Source organism: Nissabacter sp. SGAir0207 (assembly GCF_005491205.1).
In the GTDB taxonomy this organism is placed as follows: domain Bacteria; phylum Pseudomonadota; class Gammaproteobacteria; order Enterobacterales; family Enterobacteriaceae; genus Chimaeribacter.
Genome location: NZ_CP028035.1, coordinates 2489225 through 2508443 on the forward strand (window position 1 = coordinate 2489225; position 19219 = coordinate 2508443).

Here is a 19219-nt window from a genome sequence, read left to right on the forward strand (position 1 = left end):
ATTACCCATCCGGCTAACGTTAAGGTTAGCTAAGTGAAGAAACTTTAACGGATTATTTTGCACGGCAGGTAGGCTATTTGTCTCAAAACGCTGGCTTTTACGCATCTTTGCATAAGGGCCGCAAAAGCGGCCCTTAACGTTGGAGGTTATTCGTGCGGCGGAGGGGCCAGCACGTCGCGGTTGCCGTTGTGGCCCGGCTCGCTGACGATGCCCTGCATCTCCATCTGCTCGATAATGCGCGCCGCCCGGTTGTAGCCGATGCGGAACTGGCGTTGCACGCCGGAAATGGAGGCGCGGCGCTTGTCGATGACAAAGGCGACCGCCTGATCGAACAGCGGATCCAGCTCCTCGTCCCCATCCAGGCCGCCGCCGCCCTCGCCCTCTTCCGCACCACTGGTGATGCTGTCGATATACTGCGGGCGGCCACGCGCTTTCCAATCCTGCACCACGGCATGCACTTCCTGATCACGCACGAAGGCACCATGCACACGTACCGGTATCGAGGAGTTTGGCGCCATATAGAGCATGTCACCCATGCCGAGCAGAGACTCCGCGCCACCCTGATCCAGAATGGTACGGGAGTCGATTTTGCTCGACACGGTGAAGGCGATACGGGTCGGGATGTTGGCCTTGATCAGGCCGGTGATCACATCCACTGACGGCCGCTGCGTCGCCAGCACCAGGTGGATGCCAGCGGCACGGGCTTTCTGCGCCAGACGCGCAATCAGCTCTTCCACCTTCTTGCCGACCGTCATGATCAGGTCAGCAAACTCATCGACCATCACCACGATATAAGGCTCGCGCTCCAATACCGGCGGCGTGATATCCATGCTATCGGTCGGTTTCCAGAACGGGTCTGGGATGGGTCGGCCCATTGCTTCAGCCTGATCCACCCGTTCGTTGTAACCGGCGAGGTTACGCACGCCCAACGCAGACATCAGCTTGTAGCGACGCTCCATTTCGCCCACGCACCAGTTCAGCGCGTTGGCGGCCTTCTTCATGTCGGTAACGACCTCAGTCAGCAGGTGCGGGATGCCCTCATACACGGACAGTTCCAGCATCTTCGGATCGATCATGATGAAGCGGACATCTTCCGGTTTCGCCTTGTAGAGCATACTGAGGATCATGGCGTTAACGCCTACCGATTTACCGGAGCCGGTGGTACCGGCCACCAACAGGTGAGGCATTTTCGCCAGGTCAGCCACCACTGGCTCACCCGAAATATCTTTCCCCAGCACCACCGACAGCGGCGACGGGTTATCCCGGAAGGCCGGGCAGTCCAATACTTCACGCAAGTAAACGGTCTGACGCTTGGTGTTGGGCAGTTCCAGGCCCACGTAAGGCTTGCCAGGGATCACTTCCACCACGCGCACCGCAGAGGTGGAGAGGGAGCGCGCCAAATCGCGTGAAAGGTTTGAAATACGTGCGGCCTTGACGCCCGGCGCCAAATCCAGCTCAAAGCGGGTAATGACCGGCCCCGGCAGGATATCCACCACGTCAGCCTTGACGCGGTAGTCCGCCAGCGAGGCTTCCACCAGTCGAGCCTTCTGCTCAAGGGCGAACATATCCACCGGTGCCACCTCTTTCGGGGCGGCGGTCAGCAGATCCAGCGTCGGCAGCGGTGTGGTCGGCTTCTCCAGCGGCTGGTCGTTGCGCACCAGGAACGGGTGGAACAGGCTATCCATTGCCGATTGTTTCGGTGCCTCTTCCGCTGGCGGCGTGTAGGTCTCCTCGACCTGCGGCGCGATCACCGGCCGGCTGGCGGCAGGTCGCTCCTCTGTGTAGGAGGTGCCTGCCGTTTCGCTACGGTACGGCGAACTGGCTGGCGTAACCGGACGTGATTCAGCGGTTTCGCTACGATACGGCGAACTGGTCGGCGCAACCGGACGTGCTTCAGCAGTTTCACTGCGATACGGAGAACTCACTGGCGTAATCGGACGCGCTTCAGTGGTTTCGCTGCGATACGGAGAACTCGCTGGCGTAACCGGACGTGGTTCAGCCGTTTCGCTGCGATACGGCGAACTCGCTGGCGCAACCGGACGCGCTTCAACGGTTTCACTGCGATACGGAGAACTCGCTGGCGTAACCGGACGTGCTTCAACGGTTTCACTGCGATACGGAGAACTCGCTGGCGTAACCGGACGTGCTTCAGCGGTTTCGCTTTGTACCGGCGCATTAGGGCGCGTGAAGGACGTGGTTTCCGCGCGGTAAGAGGCCGTCTGCTGCACGGTCGAAGCTGGTGCGGCAGAGACCGGGGCAAAGGCGGGCGCAGGTGTGGAAGATTCGGCCGGCAGCGTAAACAGCGGTTCAGATGGAGCCTCATCCGTTACCGGAGAGAAAGTAAAGGCACTGCCCGCCTGGCTGACAGCCGCCGTAGTGGCCGCTACCGTCGCCACGGCGGCTGGCGTGACGGAGGAGAGCGGCGAGGCTGCTGTCGGTGAAGCACCATAGCGCGCCTCTTCACGGGCCGCAAAGGCCTGGCGAAGCGCGTCCTCATCCTCGTGCAGGGCGTCAGTCACTGGCGCGGAAGGTGGCGTCTCACGCCCTTCACTGCCATAGCGCTGCTGTTGCTGATCGGCAAAGGCGCGTGCCAGTTCAGCCTGCTGCGCCTCTTCATCCGGCTCGGCGTGCGCGGCCTCAGGCGCGGACGATGTGCCATAGCGCTGCTGTTGCTGCTCGGCGAAGGCTCGGCCCAGTGCTTCCTGTTCGGCAGCTTCCTCTTCTTCCGGCGAGGAGGAGACAGCGGCCTCACGTGCGGCCTGCTCCGCCTGACGTTGCGAAGGCAATTTAATGCCATAGGAAGCCAACTCGCGACGGGTCGGGATACGCACCGGGTTCGGGCGCGGCAGTTCCGGGCCAATGCCCTGCTTCACCTGTGGGTTGGTGTCGCTGACTGCACTGAAGGCTGGCATAAAGGGTACGTCAGCGTCACTGCCCGTGGTATCGCTGGCGGGAAGCTCATCGCTATCGCGCTGTGCGGCGCTGAAATCGAATGGCGAACGGGCGCTCTCTGTCTCATGCCAGTTCCCTAGCCGTGGCCCCTCATCCTCTTCTGCCTCTGGCAGCGTAGGTTGGGTTGGTGCAGGCGTGGTCTGTGGCGCGGCACTCTGCACCTCGACGTGGTGCAGGGCCGGTGCAGCTGTCGCCTCTACATGGGCAGCCGCTGTCACGTGCTCTGCCGCTACGGCCGGAGCCTCTGCTGGCGCAACCGCAGCGGGTTGGGCCACAGGCTGCGCGGTAGCTGGCGCGGGTTGTGCGGCAGAAGGCGCAGAGAAGAGCACGTCGTCGTCAGCCGTCAGGTGCGGCAGTGGCGCCTCTTCACGGGCGTGGCTGGCCGGTGTGGGCGCGTCGTCGAACGCCTCATCCTCGTCATCATACTCATAACGATCGTCACGGCGGGAGCGATTGGTCATAAAGGTACCGGCACCCAGCACCACCGCGCCGATGCGCTCGGCGATGGTCAGCCAGGACCAGCCGGTGAACAGGGTAAACCCTACCGCCCAGACTGCCAGTAGCGCCAGCGTGGCGCCCATGGCATTGACCCACGGCGTCAACGCGTTGCTTATCAAGCTGCCAATCACCCCGCCCGAGGCGAAGTAATAGAGATCGTCAACGTTCAGCGCCGCCAGACCACACGAGGTGAGCACCAGCGCCAGAAGGCCGATCAGCCGCAGGGAGAGCGTAAAGAAATCGATATAGTCACGGCTGCCACGCTGCCGGTAGACCACCACACAGCTGACAACCATCAGCGGTGGAATGGCGTAGGCAAACACGCCGAAGGTGAAGAACAGGGTGTCGGCCAACCACGCCCCTACCCCGCCCCCCAGATTATGGATGGGCTCATGCCACGCTGTCTGTGACCAACTTGGGTCAGAAGGGTTGAAACTGAGCAGCGCTGCCATGAGATAAATCCCGAAAAGCGCAATCACCACCAGCAAGGCTTCAAGGAGCCGCCGGCTGCTGCTGAGCTTTTTCAGGCCAATGTCTTTATCTTCTGTGTATTCCTGGCTCAAGAAAGGCTCTCCAGGTTCCTGTGAACGGAAATAACAACCGCGCCGGGAACCCTTCCCGGCGCGTGGGCTGTATGGATAAACAGCAGTGTAGCGAATCTCTTCAGGTTTTGCACCTGCAGCGTTTACCGGGTCTTGATGACCAGACGGTTACTCTGTTTGACTTCTTCCATCACCACATAGGTACGGGTGTCATTCACGCCCGGCAGGCGCAACAGCGTTTCACCCAGCAGCTTGCGGTACGCGGACATATCCGGCACACGGGTCTTCAACAGGTAGTCGAAGTCACCGGAGACCAGATGACACTCCTGGATATCTTCCAACTTCTGTACGGCGGCGTTGAACTGCTCAAAAACATCTGGCGCGCCACGGTTCAGCGTGATCTCAACGAAGACCAGCAGCGAGGCATCCAGATAGTGAGGATTGAGCAGTGCGGTATAGCCATGAATGAAATTCTGCCGTTCCAGGCGACGGACACGCTCCAAGCATGGCGTAGGGGATAAGCCTACCCGTTTGGAAAGTTCGACGTTGGAGATGCGGCCATCCTTCTGCAATTCATTCAGGATGTTGCGATCTATCCGGTCGAGGTCCTTTCCCGGTCGTTTTTTGTTGTCTGCCATTATTATTGTCTCTCTTCTGTTCTTCCCTGTCTTTACACACCCTGCCAACTTCAATGTGTTAAGGGTTGTCCCAAGCGAATACCCAATTGCCCTTGCCCATCGTCAGCCTGGCCCCTGCCTGTCAACTGGTACCTTGCCACGATGAAATCTGGCTGAGAGAAGAATTAATCGCTGAATGTCCTGCCAGTTGCGGCTGGCGGGGCCATTTGCGCGGGTTTAATTTCTTCTTACACAGATGTTTTCGCAAATGCGTAGCCGATTGTCAAAGTAAAAGAACCAAAATCAGAAGAACGTGCCAGATTAAAAAATAATCACTCCCATTTTTGCAGTGAATTCCCCTGTCGCCTGACGAGAGGGCCATCACGGCCCAGAGCCGATGGGGCTTGAAATGGCAGCACTTCCTACTGGCACATGGCACGCCCAGCCAAATTTGGTGGGTAGCACACTTTGGCGAAAATTTCCTGTATCAACCCATCAAAAATAGGCAAAAACTATCAAACAAATTGATAACAACAGCGGCTGAGGCTTTTGTTAACGCGATTATTTCCCTACAATCGTTTTCATTGCATGTCGCCCCACGCGGAGATAAGAATTCATGAGTACGGTTAAACACAGTAAATTGTTGATTTTAGGCTCAGGCCCGGCGGGTTATACCGCTGCGGTCTATGCAGCGCGCGCCAACCTGCATCCGGTCTTGGTTACCGGCATGGAGAAAGGTGGCCAGTTGACCACTACCACCGACGTTGAGAACTGGCCGGGCGATCCGGAAGGGCTGACGGGGCCGCTGCTGATGGAGCGTATGCATGAACATGCCGCTAAATTCAACACTGAAATCCTGTTTGACCACATCCACAGCGTGGATCTGCAGAACCGCCCGTTCCGCCTGACTGGCGACAACGGCGAGTACACCTGTGACGCCCTGATCATCGCTACCGGCGCGTCTGCCCGCTATCTGGGCCTGCCGTCGGAAGAGGCATTCAAGGGCCGCGGCGTCTCCGCCTGCGCCACCTGTGACGGCTTCTTCTACCGCAACCAGGAAGTCGCCGTGGTCGGCGGCGGCAACACCGCCGTGGAAGAGGCGCTCTACCTCTCCAACATCGCCGCGAAAGTGCACCTGATCCACCGCCGCGACACCTTCCGCGCCGAGAAGATCCTGATCGACCGACTGCATGACAAAGTGGCCAGCGGCAACATTGTGCTGCACACCAACAAAACTCTGGATGAAGTGCTGGGCGACCAGATGGGCGTTACCGCCGTCAACCTGCGCAACGCGCTGACTGACGAGCTGGAGAAAGTCGATGTGGCGGGTGTCTTCATCGCCATCGGCCACAGCCCGAACACCGCTATCTTCAACGGCCAGCTGGAGCTGGAGAATGGTTACATCAAGGTGCAGTCCGGTATCCACGGCAATGCCACCCAGACCAGCATCCCTGGCGTGTTTGCCGCCGGCGACGTGATGGACCACAACTACCGTCAGGCGATCACCTCCGCCGGCACCGGCTGCATGGCCGCGCTGGATGCGGAGCGTTACCTGGACGGCCTGGCCGCGGCCTGCAACAACGAGTAACCCGCGCCCCGCTCCTCACGCAAAAAAAGGCGGCCTTCGGGCCGCCTTATTATTTTCAGCCGCCCCACGGACGCGGTAACATGTGCGCGATCGAAATAGACCTTCAAACGATCAGGGATTTGGCCTCGTGCCATAACTTCCATGCGCCAGGGCGCATGTGACCGCCATGCACGTCCTGCATGTTCTGCGATGACAGATGGCTGATGACAAAAACTCGACAACAACAACTGCTTCGATGGCTGCGACAGCAACGCGCGCCCGCGCGCCGCTGGCTGCAACTCTCCATGCTACTGGGCCTGTTCAGCGCGCTACTGATCCTGATGCAGGCTGGCCTGATGGCGGCCCTGCTGCATGGGCTGATCATGGAAGCGACACCGCGTGACCGCCTGATTCCGCTGTTTCTGCTGCTGGCCCTCTCCTTTTTATTGCGCGCGCTGCTGGCGTTGGGACGTGAGCAGGTGGGCTTCCGCTGCGGCCTGAGCGTGCGCCAGCAGATCCGCCAGGCGGTGCTCGACCGGTTGGCGCAACTCGGCCCGGCCTGGATCAATGGCCGCCCGGCCGGCAGCTGGGCGACACTGGTGCTTGAGCAGATTGATGACATGCAAGATTACTATGCGCGCTACCTGCCGCAGATGTTTTTGGCCGGTGTCATCCCGCTGCTGATTCTGCTGTGCCTCTTCCCCATCAACTGGGCGGCCGGGCTGATTTTGCTGCTCACCGCACCGCTGATCCCGCTGTTTATGGCGCTGGTCGGCATGGGGGCGGCGGATGCTAACCGCCGTAACTTCGCCGCGCTGGCGCGGTTGAGCGGCAATTTTCTGGACAGCCTGCGCGGCCTCGAGACGCTGCGCCTGTTCCACCGCGCCGCCGCCGAAACCGACGCCATCCGCCACGCCTCCGAGGATTTCCGCGCCCGAACGATGGAAGTGCTGCGGCTGGCATTCCTCTCCTCCGCCGTGCTGGAGTTTTTCGCCTCTCTCTCCATCGCACTGGTCGCGGTCTACTTCGGGTTCTCCTATCTGGGCGAGCTGCATTTCGGCAGCTATGGCGGCAGCGTAACGCTGTTCGCGGGTTTTCTGGCGCTGATCCTCGCGCCAGAGTTCTTCCAGCCGCTGCGCGATCTCGGCACTTTCTACCATGCCAAAGCGCAGGCAGTCGGTGCCGCCGAGTCGCTGTTCACACTCCTTGAGGAGGCGCCCACGCCACCGCAACATGGGCAGGGGCAAGTTTCCTTTGAGACGGATGCGCCGATTGCACTGAAAGCAGAGGGGCTGAAGATCCTCTCGCCGGAGGGCACGGTGCTGGCAGGGCCATTGAGCTTCCAGATCGCGGCCGGGCAGCGGGTGGCGATTGTCGGGCTAAGCGGCGCGGGCAAGAGTTCGCTGCTCAACGCCCTGCTCGGTTTCCTGCCCTACCGTGGCGAGTTGTATGCCAATGGGCAGCCACTGCATACGCTGGAGGTAGCCAGCTGGCGGCGGCACCTCGCGTGGGTAGGGCAGAACCCGCATTTGCCAGCGGCGACGCTGCGGCAGAACATCACATTGGGCCATCCACAGGCCAGCGAGGCGGAGGTGGCACACGCGGTTTCACAGGCGTATGTCGATGAATTCTTGCCGCTGCTGCCGGCCGGACTGGAGACACCGGTGGGTGACCATGCCGCCGGCCTCTCCGTCGGCCAGGCGCAACGTGTCGCGGTGGCGCGGGCTCTGCTGGCGCCGAGTCAGTTGCTGCTGCTGGATGAGCCAGCGGCCAGCCTCGATGCCCATAGTGAACAGCGGGTGATGGCCGCGCTGACCGTGGCGGCGGCGCGCCAGACCACGCTGCTGGTGACGCACCAGCTGGAAGATGCCCGGCACTGCGATGAGATCTGGGTGATGGAACGGGGCGCGATTGTCGAACGCGGCCCCTATCAGCAACTGCAACAGCAAGGCGGCCCCTTCGCGCGCCTGCTGGCCCAACGCGACGGGGAACTCTGATGCGTGTGCTTCTGCCCTATCTGGCCCTCTACCGCCGCCACAGCGGCCGGATGCTGCTCGGCCTGCTGCTGGCGATCATTACCCTGCTGGCGAGCATCGGCCTGCTGGCGCTCTCCGGCTGGTTCCTGGCCGCCTCGGCGCTGGCCGGGCTGGCGGGCCTCTACAGCTTCAACTATATGCTGCCCGCCGCCGGGGTGCGTGGGGCGGCGATTTTCCGCACTGCCGGGCGCTATGCCGAGCGGCTGGTGAGCCATGACGCCACCTTCCGGGTGCTCGCCCACCTGCGGGTGGACACCTTCGCCCGCTTGCTGCCGCTGTCGCCAGCGGGGCTGGCGCGTTTCCGTCAGGCGGATCTGCTCAACCGGCTGGTGGCGGATGTCGATACGCTCGATCACCTCTATTTGCGGGTACTTTCGCCGCTGGCGGCGGCGCTGGCGGTGATTGTGGTGGTGTGCGCGGCCCTCGGCTGGCTGGATATCACACTGGCGCTGACGCTGGCGGTCATTTTGCTGGCGCTGTTGCTGTTACTGCCGCTGCTGTTTTACCGCGCTGGCCAACCCATTGGCCGGGCGCTGACCGGGCTACGCGCTGACTATCGCATCCAGCTCACCGCCTGGTTACAGGGTCAGGCGGAGCTGGCCCTCTACGGCGCGGCCGGCCGTTTTCGCGCAACGCTGACCGAAACGGAGCAGCAGTGGCAGCGGCAACAGCAGCGGCAGGCGACGCTCACTGGGCTGGCACAGGCGCTGCTACTGGCGGCCACCGGGTTGACCGTGACCCTGATGTTCTGGCTGGCCGCCGGGCAGCTGGGAGAGAGCAGCGCGCAGGTGGCGTTGGTGCTGTTCACTACTCTGGCGGCGTTTGAGGCGCTGGGGCCGGTCGCCACCGCTTTCCAGCATCTGGGGCACGTCATCGCCTCCGCCGAGCGGCTCCATGCCGTTACCCACCAGCCGCCAGAGGTACGTTTCCCGGCCGCTGGCGTGACACCCGCGGGCGCGCCAACGCTGGCAATGGCGGACGTGCGCTTCAGTTACCCCGGTCAGCCGCAGCCGGTGCTTGATGGGCTAAATTTGACGGTCGCGGCGGGCGAGCATATCGCCCTGCTGGGGCGTACCGGCTGTGGCAAGTCAACGCTGCTGCAACTGCTGACCCGCGCCTGGGACGCGCCCGCGGGCCAGATCCGGCTCGGCGGTCACGCGCTGGCGGAGTACGATGAAGCCACGCTGCGGCGACAGGTCACCCTGATCCCACAGCGGGTGCACATCTTCAACACCACGCTGCGCGACAACCTGCGGCTGGCGGCACCCACCGTCGATGACGCCCAATTGGCCGAGGTGCTACGTCAGGTGGGGCTGGGGGCGCTGCTGGAGGGGAGCGGCCTGAACGGCTGGCTGGGCGAAGGCGGCCGCCCGCTCTCCGGCGGCGAGCAGCGGCGCATCGGCATCGCCCGCGCCCTGCTGCACAATGCGCCGCTGGTGCTGCTGGATGAACCGACCGAAGGGCTGGACGCAGAAACGGAGCGGCAGATCCTTGCCCTGCTGCGCCGCCACTGCGCTGGCAAAACGCTGGTGATGGTCACGCACCGCCTGCACGGGCTTCAGGAGATGGATCGCATCTGCGTCATGGAAAATGGCAGCATCATTGAACAGGGCCACCATGCCGAACTGCTGGCAGCCGGTGGCCGGTATGCCCACTTTATGCGGCGTCTGGGTTAATTAAGGATCACTATGCGCGTTGTGCAACTCACCCCTCACTCCCTGCTCTTCCCGCCGCCCGAAGGGGCACTGCGGGAGCCAAACGGGCTGCTGGCGGTGGGTGGCGATCTCTCCCCTGCCCGGCTGAAGCTCGCTTACCAGAGCGGCATTTTCCCGTGGTACAACCCCGGCGAGATGATTTTGTGGTGGTCGCCCGACCCGCGCGCGGTGCTGTTCCCCGACGCGCTGCATATCAGCCGCAGTATGCGCCGTTTCCTGCGCCACTGCCCGTTCCAGTTCACCCTTAACCACGCCTTCCCCGAGGTGATTGCCGCCTGTGCCGAGGCGCGCAGCGACGGCACCTGGATTGGCCCGGCGGTGGCGGAAGCCTATCGGCAGCTGCACCGGGAGGGCATTGCGCACTCGATTGAGGTGTGGCAGGAGGGTGAGCTGGTGGGCGGGATGTATGGCGTGGCGCAGGGGGCGCTGTTTTGCGGCGAGTCGATGTTCAGCCGCCGTACCAACGCCTCCAAAGCGGCGCTGGTGATGTTCTGCCACCACTTCGTGCAGCAGGGCGGCCAACTGCTCGACTGCCAGGTGCTGAATGACCACACCGCCTCATTGGGGGCAACGGAGATCCCGCGCCACCACTTTCTTTCTGCCTTGCGGCAACTGCAACGGCAAGCGTTGCCGGCTGGCTGTTGGCAGCCGCAGACGCTGCAACTGCCGGCAAGTGTGTGAAATTAATTCCATGTCCCCGGCAGAAGTATGGTATCATTTCTATACACCATGCCCCTGATTTATGTATGTTTTTGGCTGCCTCTCCCACCAGGCCCGGTTTAACAACCATTTAGGGCGGAGCGAATGCCTCCTTTACATAATGTGGGATTTTCGGCATTATCTTGCCGGTTAAAAACTAAGGTAGTAAAACCTAGAGGACTCGATGGCCAAAGAAGACAATATTGAAATGCAGGGCACCGTGCTTGATACGCTGCCGAACACCATGTTCCGCGTTGAATTGGAAAACGGACACGTGGTTACCGCGCACATCTCCGGTAAAATGCGTAAAAACTACATCCGTATCCTGACGGGCGACAAAGTCACTGTTGAGCTGACCCCGTACGACCTGAGCAAAGGCCGCATTGTCTTCCGTAGCCGTTAATCGGCGCACGTCTCGCTGATTCCCGGCGAAATACTCAGGACCTAAGTCCCAACCGCCCTGCCGGCAACGGTCAGGGCGTTTTGTTATGTGCGCCGCCAGCCGGTTTTGGGCGAAAAAAAAGAGCGATATCACTATCGCTCTTTCTGCTTTTTCAGGCCGGGATCAGTGGACGACCCCCTCCTCTTTGCGTTTCTGCGCGCTGAGGAATTCGTAGGTCAGCCGGTCTTCGGCCTTGTTCAGCTCGACCTTCACCGAGCCGCCATCGACCAGACTGCCGAACAGCAACTCGTTCGCCAGCGGTTTCTTCAGGTTCTCCTGCATGACGCGCGCCATCGGGCGGGCGCCCATCGCTTTGTCGTAGCCTTTCACCGCCAGCCAGTCGCGGGCCTCGTCGCTGACCTCCAGCGAGACGCCTTTCGCATCCAACTGGGCCTGCAACTCGACGATGAACTTGTCGACCACTTGCTGGATAACTTCGCTCGACAGGTGGTTGAACCAGATAATGTTGTCCAGACGGTTACGGAACTCTGGGGTAAACACTTTCTTGATCTCTTCCATCGCGTCGGTGCTGTTGTCCTGCTGAATCAGGCCAATCGACTTACGTTCAGTCTCACGTACCCCGGCGTTGGTGGTCATCACCAGAATCACGTTGCGGAAGTCCGCCTTGCGGCCGTTGTTATCGGTCAGCGTGCCGTTGTCCATCACCTGCAACAGCAGGTTGAAGACATCCGGGTGCGCTTTCTCGATCTCATCCAGCAGTACCACTGCGTGCGGATGCTTGATCACCGCATCGGTCAGCAGGCCGCCCTGATCAAAGCCGACGTAGCCCGGAGGCGCACCAATCAGACGGCTGACGGTATGGCGTTCCATATACTCGGACATATCAAAGCGCAGCAATTCAATATCCAGCGCCTTGGCGAGCTGTACCGTCACCTCGGTTTTCCCGACCCCGGTTGGCCCGGCAAACAGGAAGGAACCCACCGGCTTGCGGTCGTGGCCCAGTCCGGCGCGGCTCATTTTGATCGCCTCGGTCAGGGCGCTGATGGCCGGATCCTGGCCAAACACCAGCATCTTCAGGCGATCGCCGAGATTTTTCAGCACGTCGCGGTCGCTGGCGGAGACGGTCTTCTCCGGGATACGCGCGATGCGCGCCACCACGGATTCAATGTCACCGACGTTGACGGTTTTCTTGCGCTTGCTGACCGGCATCAGGCGGCTGCGGGCGCCAGCTTCGTCGATCACGTCAATCGCCTTGTCCGGCAGGTGGCGGTCATTGATATATTTCACCGCCAGCTCCACCGCGGCACGCACCGCTTTCGCGGTATAACGCACGTCGTGGTGGGCCTCATACTTCGGCTTCAGGCCGTTGATGATCTGTACCGTCTCTTCCACGGTCGGTTCGGTGATGTCAATCTTCTGGAAACGGCGTGCCAGCGCACGGTCTTTCTCAAAGATGTTGCTGAACTCCTGATAGGTGGTGGAGCCAATCACCCGGATCTTGCCGCTCGACAGCAGGGGCTTGATCAGGTTGGCGGCATCCACCTGCCCGCCGGATGCCGCGCCCGCGCCGATGATGGTATGGATCTCATCGATGAACAGGATACTGTTCTGATCCTGCTCGAGCTGTTTCAGCAGCGCCTTGAAGCGCTTCTCAAAGTCGCCGCGATATTTGGTGCCGGCCAGCAGTGAGCCGATATCGAGGGAGTAGAGGGTGCAGTCAGCCATCACTTCCGGCACGTCACCCTGCACGATGCGCCAGGCCAGCCCTTCCGCGATGGCGGTTTTGCCGACGCCCGACTCACCCACCAGCAGTGGGTTGTTTTTACGGCGGCGGCACAGCACCTGGATGGCGCGCTCCAGCTCTTTGTCGCGGCCAATCAGCGGATCGATGCCGCCGACGCGCGCCAGCTGATTCAAATTGGTGGTGAAGTTTTCCATACGGTCTTCCCCTGCCGACTGCTCTTCGTTGACCGGGTTTTCCGCATTGGGAGCCTGGCCCGGTTCGTCTTTACGCGTGCCGTGGGAAATGAAGTTCACCACGTCAAGGCGGCTTACGTCATGCTTGCGCAGCAGATAAGCAGCCTGCGACTCCTGTTCGCTGAAGATTGCGACCAGGACATTGGCGCCGGAGACTTCGTTGCGCCCGGAGGATTGAACGTGGAACACGGCCCGCTGCAACACGCGCTGGAAGCTAAGCGTCGGCTGGGTGTCGCGCTCCTCTTCACTGGCCGGCAGGGTCGGTGTGGTCTGTTCGATAAAGGCTTCCAGCTCCTGACGCAACGCCACCAGATCGACGGTGCAAGCCTCAAGGGCCTCGCGCGCCGCAGGGTTGCTCAGTAGCGCAAGCAACAGGTGCTCCACGGTCATAAACTCATGTCGGTGCTCGCGCGCTCTGGCGAAAGCCATGTTGAGACTGAGTTCCAGTTCTTGATTGAGCATAAGCACCTCCCCAATAGATTGCCCTTTCAGGCTTTTTCCAGCGTACAAAGCAACGGATGCTCGTTCTCCCTCGCGTAGCGATTCACATGCGCGACCTTGGTCTCTGCCACTTCGGCGGTAAAGACGCCGCAGGTGGCTTTTCCTTTATAGTGCACAGTGAGCATCAGTTGCGTTGCACGTTCAATATCATAAGAAAAGAACTTTTGAAGAACGTCAATCACAAATTCCATCGGCGTATAATCGTCGTTGTTAAGTATAACTTTATACATGGACGGCGGTTTTACCGCATCCAAATGCTGATCCTGGATTAAGTGCTCAAAATTTAGCCAATCCTGATTATTGCCCATTGCTTGCTCGTCATCAATTGTCTGTGTTGGATGCCCGCGCCGGGGCGGGGGATGTCTGTACAGCGTACACGCTTCACTCCTTAGTTTACCATCTTCCCGCGCTGATGCGCGGCGGCGCGGCCCCTTCGCTGAGAGTATAAAATTTGACCGCAGAAAGCCAATAGCGTTATCTGCTTCAAAGTTTAAACAACTGGTCGGGCCGAGAAAATGGCGATCCCTTGACGTGAAAATCAATTCCACTAGAGTGTAAAATCGTGAACTGATGGAGTTTTAATCAATCAGTCTTCACGCAATAAAAAAACTTACCTCTCACCTACAAAAGAGACGCGAGGGATGTAGAAGCATGGAGACGGGTACTGTTAAGTGGTTCAATAATGCCAAGGGCTTCGGTTTCATCTGCCCGCAGAATGGCGGCGAAGATATCTTTGCCCACTATTCCACCATCCAGATGGATGGCTACCGGACACTGAAAGCAGGACAGCAGGTCAGCTTCGATGTCCATCAGGGGCCGAAAGGAAACCATGCGAGCCTCATTATTCCTCAGACCAACGACGCGCTTGCCTGACTGCCAGGATTGCGGCGACGCCCCTCAAAATGCCAGTCAATTGACTGGCATTTTTACAGATGGGGGCGTCGCTGGCGCTTTCAAGGTTAAATTTTCATCTTTTTTCACCCCCGTGCCGCCACGCAACATAAACCAGACCTCAACCCCCCGTTAACTTTTTCCCCTCGCCCGCCGGTATTGAGGCGCGGTTTAGCCAGTGCCTGCTGAAATGCGCCCAACGCACTTTTTTTGGACCATTGCCATGACACACCTCTACCTGCCGCTTAACCACCTGCGCCGGCAAACGCCCTGGCGGCTGGCGACCGGGCTGGTGAGCGGCCGCATCATGCCGGGTTTCCTCTGGCAGTTCACCGGCTACCGCTTCAAGTTCCTGCTGCGCAGCGCGCTGCACCTGCGCACCACCCGCACCCTGCTCAATGCCTTGGTGCAGCACCCGCTGCTGCCGGAGATGATGCGCGCCCAGCCCAACCTGCCCTGCAAGCTGCATCGCCCCTATCTGGCGGTCAACCTCGGCACCCAGCAGGCATTGCAGGCGCTGTGCGATCACTATCAGCTGATCAACCATGCGATGCCGGAGGCGATGCGCCTCGGCTACCTCGACCACCAGCCCTACCCGCTGGCCGAGGTGGAGGGCAAGGAGGGCGAGCGCTACACCCTGTCGCTCAGCGCCATCGGCAAGCTGGACAAAGAGGGCGAGGCGACGCTGCTCTTCAGCCAGCAGGATGGCACCATTCTGGCGGAGATCACCTTCACGCTGATGCACTATCAGGGGCAGCCAACGCTGTTCATTGGCGGTTTGCAGGGCGCGCACCGCAAGCTGGGGCATGACGCCATCCAACTGGCGACCAAGGCCTGTCAGGGGCTGTTCCCGAAACGGCTGGCAGTGCAGGCGCTCTGCCGGCTGGCGAGCCAGTTGGGCATGACGCAGATCCTGGCGGTCGGCAACCAGACCCACATCTACCAGAGCTGGCGCTACAACAAGAAGAAGCAGGGACAGCTACACGCCGACTATGACAGCTTCTGGCGTTCGCTGGGGGCGGAGCAGCAGGCCGAGGGCTACTTCAGCCTGCCGCTGACACCGGCGCGCAAAAGCATGGAGGAGATTGCCAGCAAGAAGCGCGCCGAGTACCGCCGCCGCTACGCGCTGCTGGATGGCATTGACGCGGGCGTCGACCGCCACTTCGCGTCGCGTTAGTCGGCGTGGCCGCGCGCCAGCCACACCACGCGGGAGAACATCTGCCGCAGCAGCGGCGGCATCGCCTCTGGCCCGCGCTGTCCGGCGGCCAGCGCCACCTCGATTGCCAGATCGGGCTTGGAGCTGCGCTGGATCGCCCGGTGGATGATGCGGCGCGCGGACATCGGCACCGCGGCCGGCAGGTTCGCCACCCGGTGGTAGACGTCGCTGAACCCGGCGCGATAGAGGAAGTGCTCCATATCCGGGGCGGGCAGCGCGGTCAGGCGATCGCGCTCCGGCTCGTTGGCGCGCCCGGCCATCTCGCGGGCGGTGGCGGCATATTTTTTCCCGGCCTCGTCACCATCCACCATCGCGTGCCACTCAATGCCCATCTGGCGGGCAAATTTTAGCAGCGGACGCAAACCGCACTGGGCAAACTCAATCACCTTGATCCCCTCCGCCTCAAAGTGGAAGCCGCACTGGCGCGCCAACTGGCCGAGGATCCACACTTCGGTCTCCCCCTCCACCAGCAACCAGCAGCGGGCGAACAGCGCCGCCGGGCGGTTGTAGCGGATATGAAAGGTGATTTTGCGGCTGTCCGCCGGGTTCATCCCCGTCGGGCCAAGGCGGTAGGCGGCCACCCGCCCCGGTTCGCGCACCAGCCGGCTCACCTCCTCCAGCGGCGTCAATGACACCAGTTCGCCGGAGTTGGTGGTGGTCAGGCGTTGCAGTGCCAGCTGGTTGAGCAGCCCCCAAGCCACCGACAGCATAATCGGGTGCAGCCGGGTCTCCGGGTCTTCAATCAACAGCAGCGGCTGCGCCTCCGGCGAGAGCCGTGCCGCGCCACGCGCCTGCAACAGCGCGGCGAAGATGCCAAGCAGAATCATGCGGATGCTGCGGCTGTCCGGCCCGGCCAGTGCCTGATTGAGGGTGTCGAGGGAGCGCCACGCCAGCCGCGGCTCGGTGTGCGCCTCACGCGGCGGCTTGTGGCGGCCGGGCTGCGGCGGCTCGGTGACATGCTGCTCGGTGAAGTAGTGCTCCAGCAGCTGCTGCATCACCGCCACCCCTTGGTAGAGCGCCCGGTTGCTGAGGCGCTGTGGGTTGCGCCCCAGTTGCCGCGTGAGCTGTGCGATCTGGCGTGTCAGCGCCTGTCGCGGCCCCTCCTCGCCCGGCGGTAGCGCCCCATCCCGCAGGCGGCGGATAAAGCGTGCATCGCGCAGCCGCAGCACCGGGTGCAGCCGCGCCAGCGTCAGCGCCAGGCTGTCAATCTCCGCCAGCGGCAGCGGCTCCCCTTGGGCGTCGAGGAAACTGCGCAGCGTCAGCACGCTGTTATCTGCCTCCAGCGCCCCCTCCAGCCGGTAGTAGAGCCGCCGATGGTTCCCCTCACCTGCCACCGCGGCGCTGACCAGCGACCGGTAGCGCGGCAGGTCGAGGTGGCCGGGCACCGGTTCGGTGAAGCGGAACACCACCTGCAACGTACGGGCGCGGCTCCCCTCCTCGCCAGCCGGGGCGTGGAAATCACCGGCGGTAAAGTGGTAGAGCCGTGGCTCCGGTGACAGCAGCAGCGTCAGCGCATCCAGCAGGCTGGACTTGCCCCAGGCATTCTCCCCAATCAGCAGCGTGCTGCCGGGCTGGCGTTCGCCAAGCAGCGACAGCGACAGCCGGTTGATGCCGCGAAAACCCACAATATCAATCTGTTCCAGGATCATGAACTCGCCTCCGAGGCTACACCGCCTGGCTTGAGCATGGCGATAAACCGGGCATCCGGTCAAGGGGAACGCCACCATCCTGCGATCTTCCGCTGACCGGCGGACGCGTCGCCATCGTCTATGCTTAGCTGTGCAGAAAAATGTGAAAGGGATCTCCCGGCAGATCTTCGTCATCCATCTCAGACATTAGGGGAAGCCATGAAACAGACAGTTGCCAGTTTGCTGGCGCAAACACTGGAAAAAGCAGGCGTAAAACGAATCTGGGGCGTCACCGGCGATTCACTCAACGGCCTGACCGACAGCCTCAACCGGATGAACAGCATTGAGTGGATGGGCACCCGCCACGAAGAGGTGGCGGCCTTTGCCGCCGGTGCGGAGGCCGCGCTGACCGGCGAGCTGGCGGTGTGTGCTGGCTCCTGTGGGCCGGGCAACCTGCATCTGATTAACGGTCTGTATGATTGCCAGCGCAACCATACGCCAGTGTTGGCAATTGCCGCCCACATCCCCTCCAGTGAGATTGGCAGTGGCTACTTTCAGGAGACCCACCCGCAGGAGCTGTTCCGTGAATGCAGCCACTACTGTGAGCTGGTGACCCACCCAGACCAGCTGCCGCAGGTGCTGGAGATTGCGATGCGCAAGGCGATTTTAAACCGGGGCGTCTCGGTGATTGTGCTGCCGGGCGACGTGGCGCTGAAGCCAGCACCCGAGACCCGCATTAGCTGGACGGCCCCGCAGCCACCGCTGATGCTGCCCAACATCAGCGAGCTGGAGACGCTGGCGGAGGTGCTCAACCGCTCGAAAAACATCACCCTGATGTGCGGCAGTGGCTGTGCTGGCGCGCATGATGAGGTGGTGCAGCTGGCGGAGACGCTGAAGGCACCGATTGTCCACGCGCTGCGCGGCAAGGAGCATCTGGAGTGGGACAACCCCTACGACGTCGGCATGACCGGGCTGATTGGCTTCTCCTCCGGCTATCAGGCGATGATGAACGCCGACACGCTGGTGCTGCTCGGCACCCAGTTCCCCTACCGCGCCTTCTTCCCGACGGACGCCACCATCATCCAGATTGATATCAACCCCGGCAGCATCGGCGCGCACTGCCCGGTGGATCTGGCACTGATGGGCGACGTGCACTCCACCCTGACGGCGCTGCTGCCGAAGCTGGAGGTGAAGCAGGATCGCCGCTACCTCGACAAGGCACTGGCGCACTACCGCGAGGCGCGCCGCGATCTGGACGCGCTGGCCAGCGCCAAGGCGGGTCACCCGATCCACCCGCAATATTTGGCGAAGCGGCTCAGCCACCACGCCAGCGAGGATGCGGTGTTCACCTGCGACGTCGGCACCCCCACCGTCTGGGCGGCGCGCTATTTGGAGATGAATGGCAAGCGCCGCCTGCTCGGCTCCTTCAACCACGGCTCGATGGCCAACGCCATGCCGCAGGCGATCGGCGCACAGGCCACCAACCCTAGGCGGCAGGTGATCGCCATGTGCGGCGACGGCGGCTTTGCGATGCTGATGGGCGACTTCCTGACGCTGGCGCAGAAAAAGCTGCCGGTGAAGGTGGTGGTGTTCAACAACAGTTCGCTCGGCTTTGTGGCGATGGAGATGAAGGCTGGCGGCTACATGACTGACGGCACCGAGCTGCACAACCCGGACTTTGCTGGCATCGCCGAGGCGTGTGGCGTGCGTGGCATCCGCGTCACCGATCCGATGGCGCTGGATGCGGCAATTGAAGAGGCGCTGGCGCACCCCGGCCCGGTGCTGCTGGACGTGGTCACCGCCACGCAGGAGTTGGCGATGCCGCCCGCCATCAAGTTCGAGCAGGCGAAGGGCTTTAGCCTCTATATGCTGCGCGCGCTGATCAATGGCCGCGGTGACGAGGTGGTGGAGCTGGCGAAGGAGAACCTGCTGCGCTGACCCCCGGCGGGCGGCCCCTCCGCCCGCACATTTTTTCCC

Annotated in this window: 12 protein-coding genes and 2 pseudogenes; 8 read left to right on the forward strand and 6 right to left on the reverse strand. The window is 61.8% G+C overall.

Translation table 11 applies throughout. From position 1 onward, the window contains the following. Positions 1 to 146: 146 nt before the first annotated feature. The 3 genes and pseudogenes from C1N62_RS23590 to lrp form a co-directional block, all read right to left on the reverse strand. A pseudogene (locus C1N62_RS23590) lies at positions 147 to 2447 on the reverse strand (DNA translocase FtsK); the annotation flags it as partial. Positions 2448 to 3500: 1053 nt separating this feature from the next. Further along, positions 3501 to 3902 (reverse strand): annotated as a pseudogene (locus C1N62_RS23595) (DNA translocase FtsK 4TM domain-containing protein); the annotation flags it as partial. 233 nt (positions 3903 to 4135) lie between these two features. After that, complete coding sequence (gene lrp / locus C1N62_RS11015) at positions 4136 to 4630, reverse strand: leucine-responsive transcriptional regulator Lrp (protein WP_072925842.1); 495 nt, start codon at positions 4628 to 4630, stop codon at positions 4136 to 4138. A gap of 595 nt (positions 4631 to 5225) precedes the next feature. Between lrp and trxB the strand changes: the two genes are divergently transcribed. The 5 genes from trxB (at position 5226) to infA (ending at position 11029) form a co-directional block, all read left to right on the forward strand. After that, positions 5226 to 6197: a thioredoxin-disulfide reductase gene (trxB, locus tag C1N62_RS11020; protein WP_137763673.1), complete on the forward strand. Its 972-nt coding sequence runs from the start codon at positions 5226 to 5228 to the stop codon at positions 6195 to 6197. A gap of 203 nt (positions 6198 to 6400) precedes the next feature. Beyond that, the gene (gene cydD / locus C1N62_RS11025; protein ID WP_137763674.1) at positions 6401 to 8173 is read left to right on the forward strand and encodes a cysteine/glutathione ABC transporter permease/ATP-binding protein CydD; all 1773 of its coding nucleotides are present in this window, start codon (positions 6401 to 6403) and stop codon (positions 8171 to 8173) included. Then, positions 8173 to 9888 carry a cysteine/glutathione ABC transporter ATP-binding protein/permease CydC gene (gene cydC / locus C1N62_RS11030; RefSeq protein WP_137763675.1) on the forward strand — a complete coding sequence of 572 codons (1716 nt, stop codon included), beginning with the start codon at positions 8173 to 8175 and terminating at the stop codon, positions 9886 to 9888. Before cydD ends, cydC begins: the two co-directional genes overlap by 1 nt. Before the next feature lie 12 nt (positions 9889 to 9900). Further along, positions 9901 to 10608, forward strand: a complete 708-nt coding sequence (gene aat / locus C1N62_RS11035) for a leucyl/phenylalanyl-tRNA--protein transferase (protein WP_137763676.1) — start codon at positions 9901 to 9903, stop codon at positions 10606 to 10608. Positions 10609 to 10810: 202 nt separating this feature from the next. After that, complete coding sequence (gene infA, locus C1N62_RS11040; RefSeq protein ID WP_002211347.1) at positions 10811 to 11029, forward strand: translation initiation factor IF-1; 219 nt, start codon at positions 10811 to 10813, stop codon at positions 11027 to 11029. 162 nt (positions 11030 to 11191) lie between these two features. On the opposite strand, the gene clpA is transcribed toward infA, so the two are convergent. Together clpA and clpS are read right to left on the reverse strand one after the other, a co-directional pair. Next, entirely contained in the window at positions 11192 to 13468 is a 2277-nt protein-coding gene (gene clpA, locus C1N62_RS11045; protein WP_137763677.1) for an ATP-dependent Clp protease ATP-binding subunit ClpA, read from the reverse strand. A gap of 26 nt (positions 13469 to 13494) precedes the next feature. Beyond that, positions 13495 to 13815: an ATP-dependent Clp protease adapter ClpS gene (gene clpS / locus C1N62_RS11050; RefSeq protein ID WP_137764992.1), complete on the reverse strand. Its 321-nt coding sequence runs from the start codon at positions 13813 to 13815 to the stop codon at positions 13495 to 13497. Between the two features lie 343 nt (positions 13816 to 14158). On the opposite strand from clpS, the gene cspD reads away from it, so the two are divergent. Together cspD and C1N62_RS11060 are read left to right on the forward strand one after the other, a co-directional pair. After that, positions 14159 to 14380, forward strand: a complete 222-nt coding sequence (gene cspD / locus C1N62_RS11055) for a cold shock-like protein CspD (RefSeq protein ID WP_137763678.1) — start codon at positions 14159 to 14161, stop codon at positions 14378 to 14380. A gap of 241 nt (positions 14381 to 14621) precedes the next feature. Beyond that, positions 14622 to 15575, forward strand: a complete 954-nt coding sequence (locus C1N62_RS11060; RefSeq protein ID WP_137763679.1) for a VirK/YbjX family protein — start codon at positions 14622 to 14624, stop codon at positions 15573 to 15575. Here the strand turns inward: C1N62_RS11060 and C1N62_RS11065 are convergent. Beyond that, the gene (locus C1N62_RS11065; protein WP_137763680.1) at positions 15572 to 17263 is read right to left on the reverse strand and encodes an ATP-dependent endonuclease; all 1692 of its coding nucleotides are present in this window, start codon (positions 17261 to 17263) and stop codon (positions 15572 to 15574) included. The two genes, C1N62_RS11060 and C1N62_RS11065, sit on opposite strands and share 4 nt — an antisense overlap. A gap of 198 nt (positions 17264 to 17461) precedes the next feature. Here C1N62_RS11065 and poxB point away from each other — a divergent pair, with 198 nt between their 5' ends. Then, entirely contained in the window at positions 17462 to 19180 is a 1719-nt protein-coding gene (poxB, locus tag C1N62_RS11070) for a ubiquinone-dependent pyruvate dehydrogenase (protein ID WP_137763681.1), read from the forward strand. Positions 19181 to 19219: the final 39 nt, after the last annotated feature.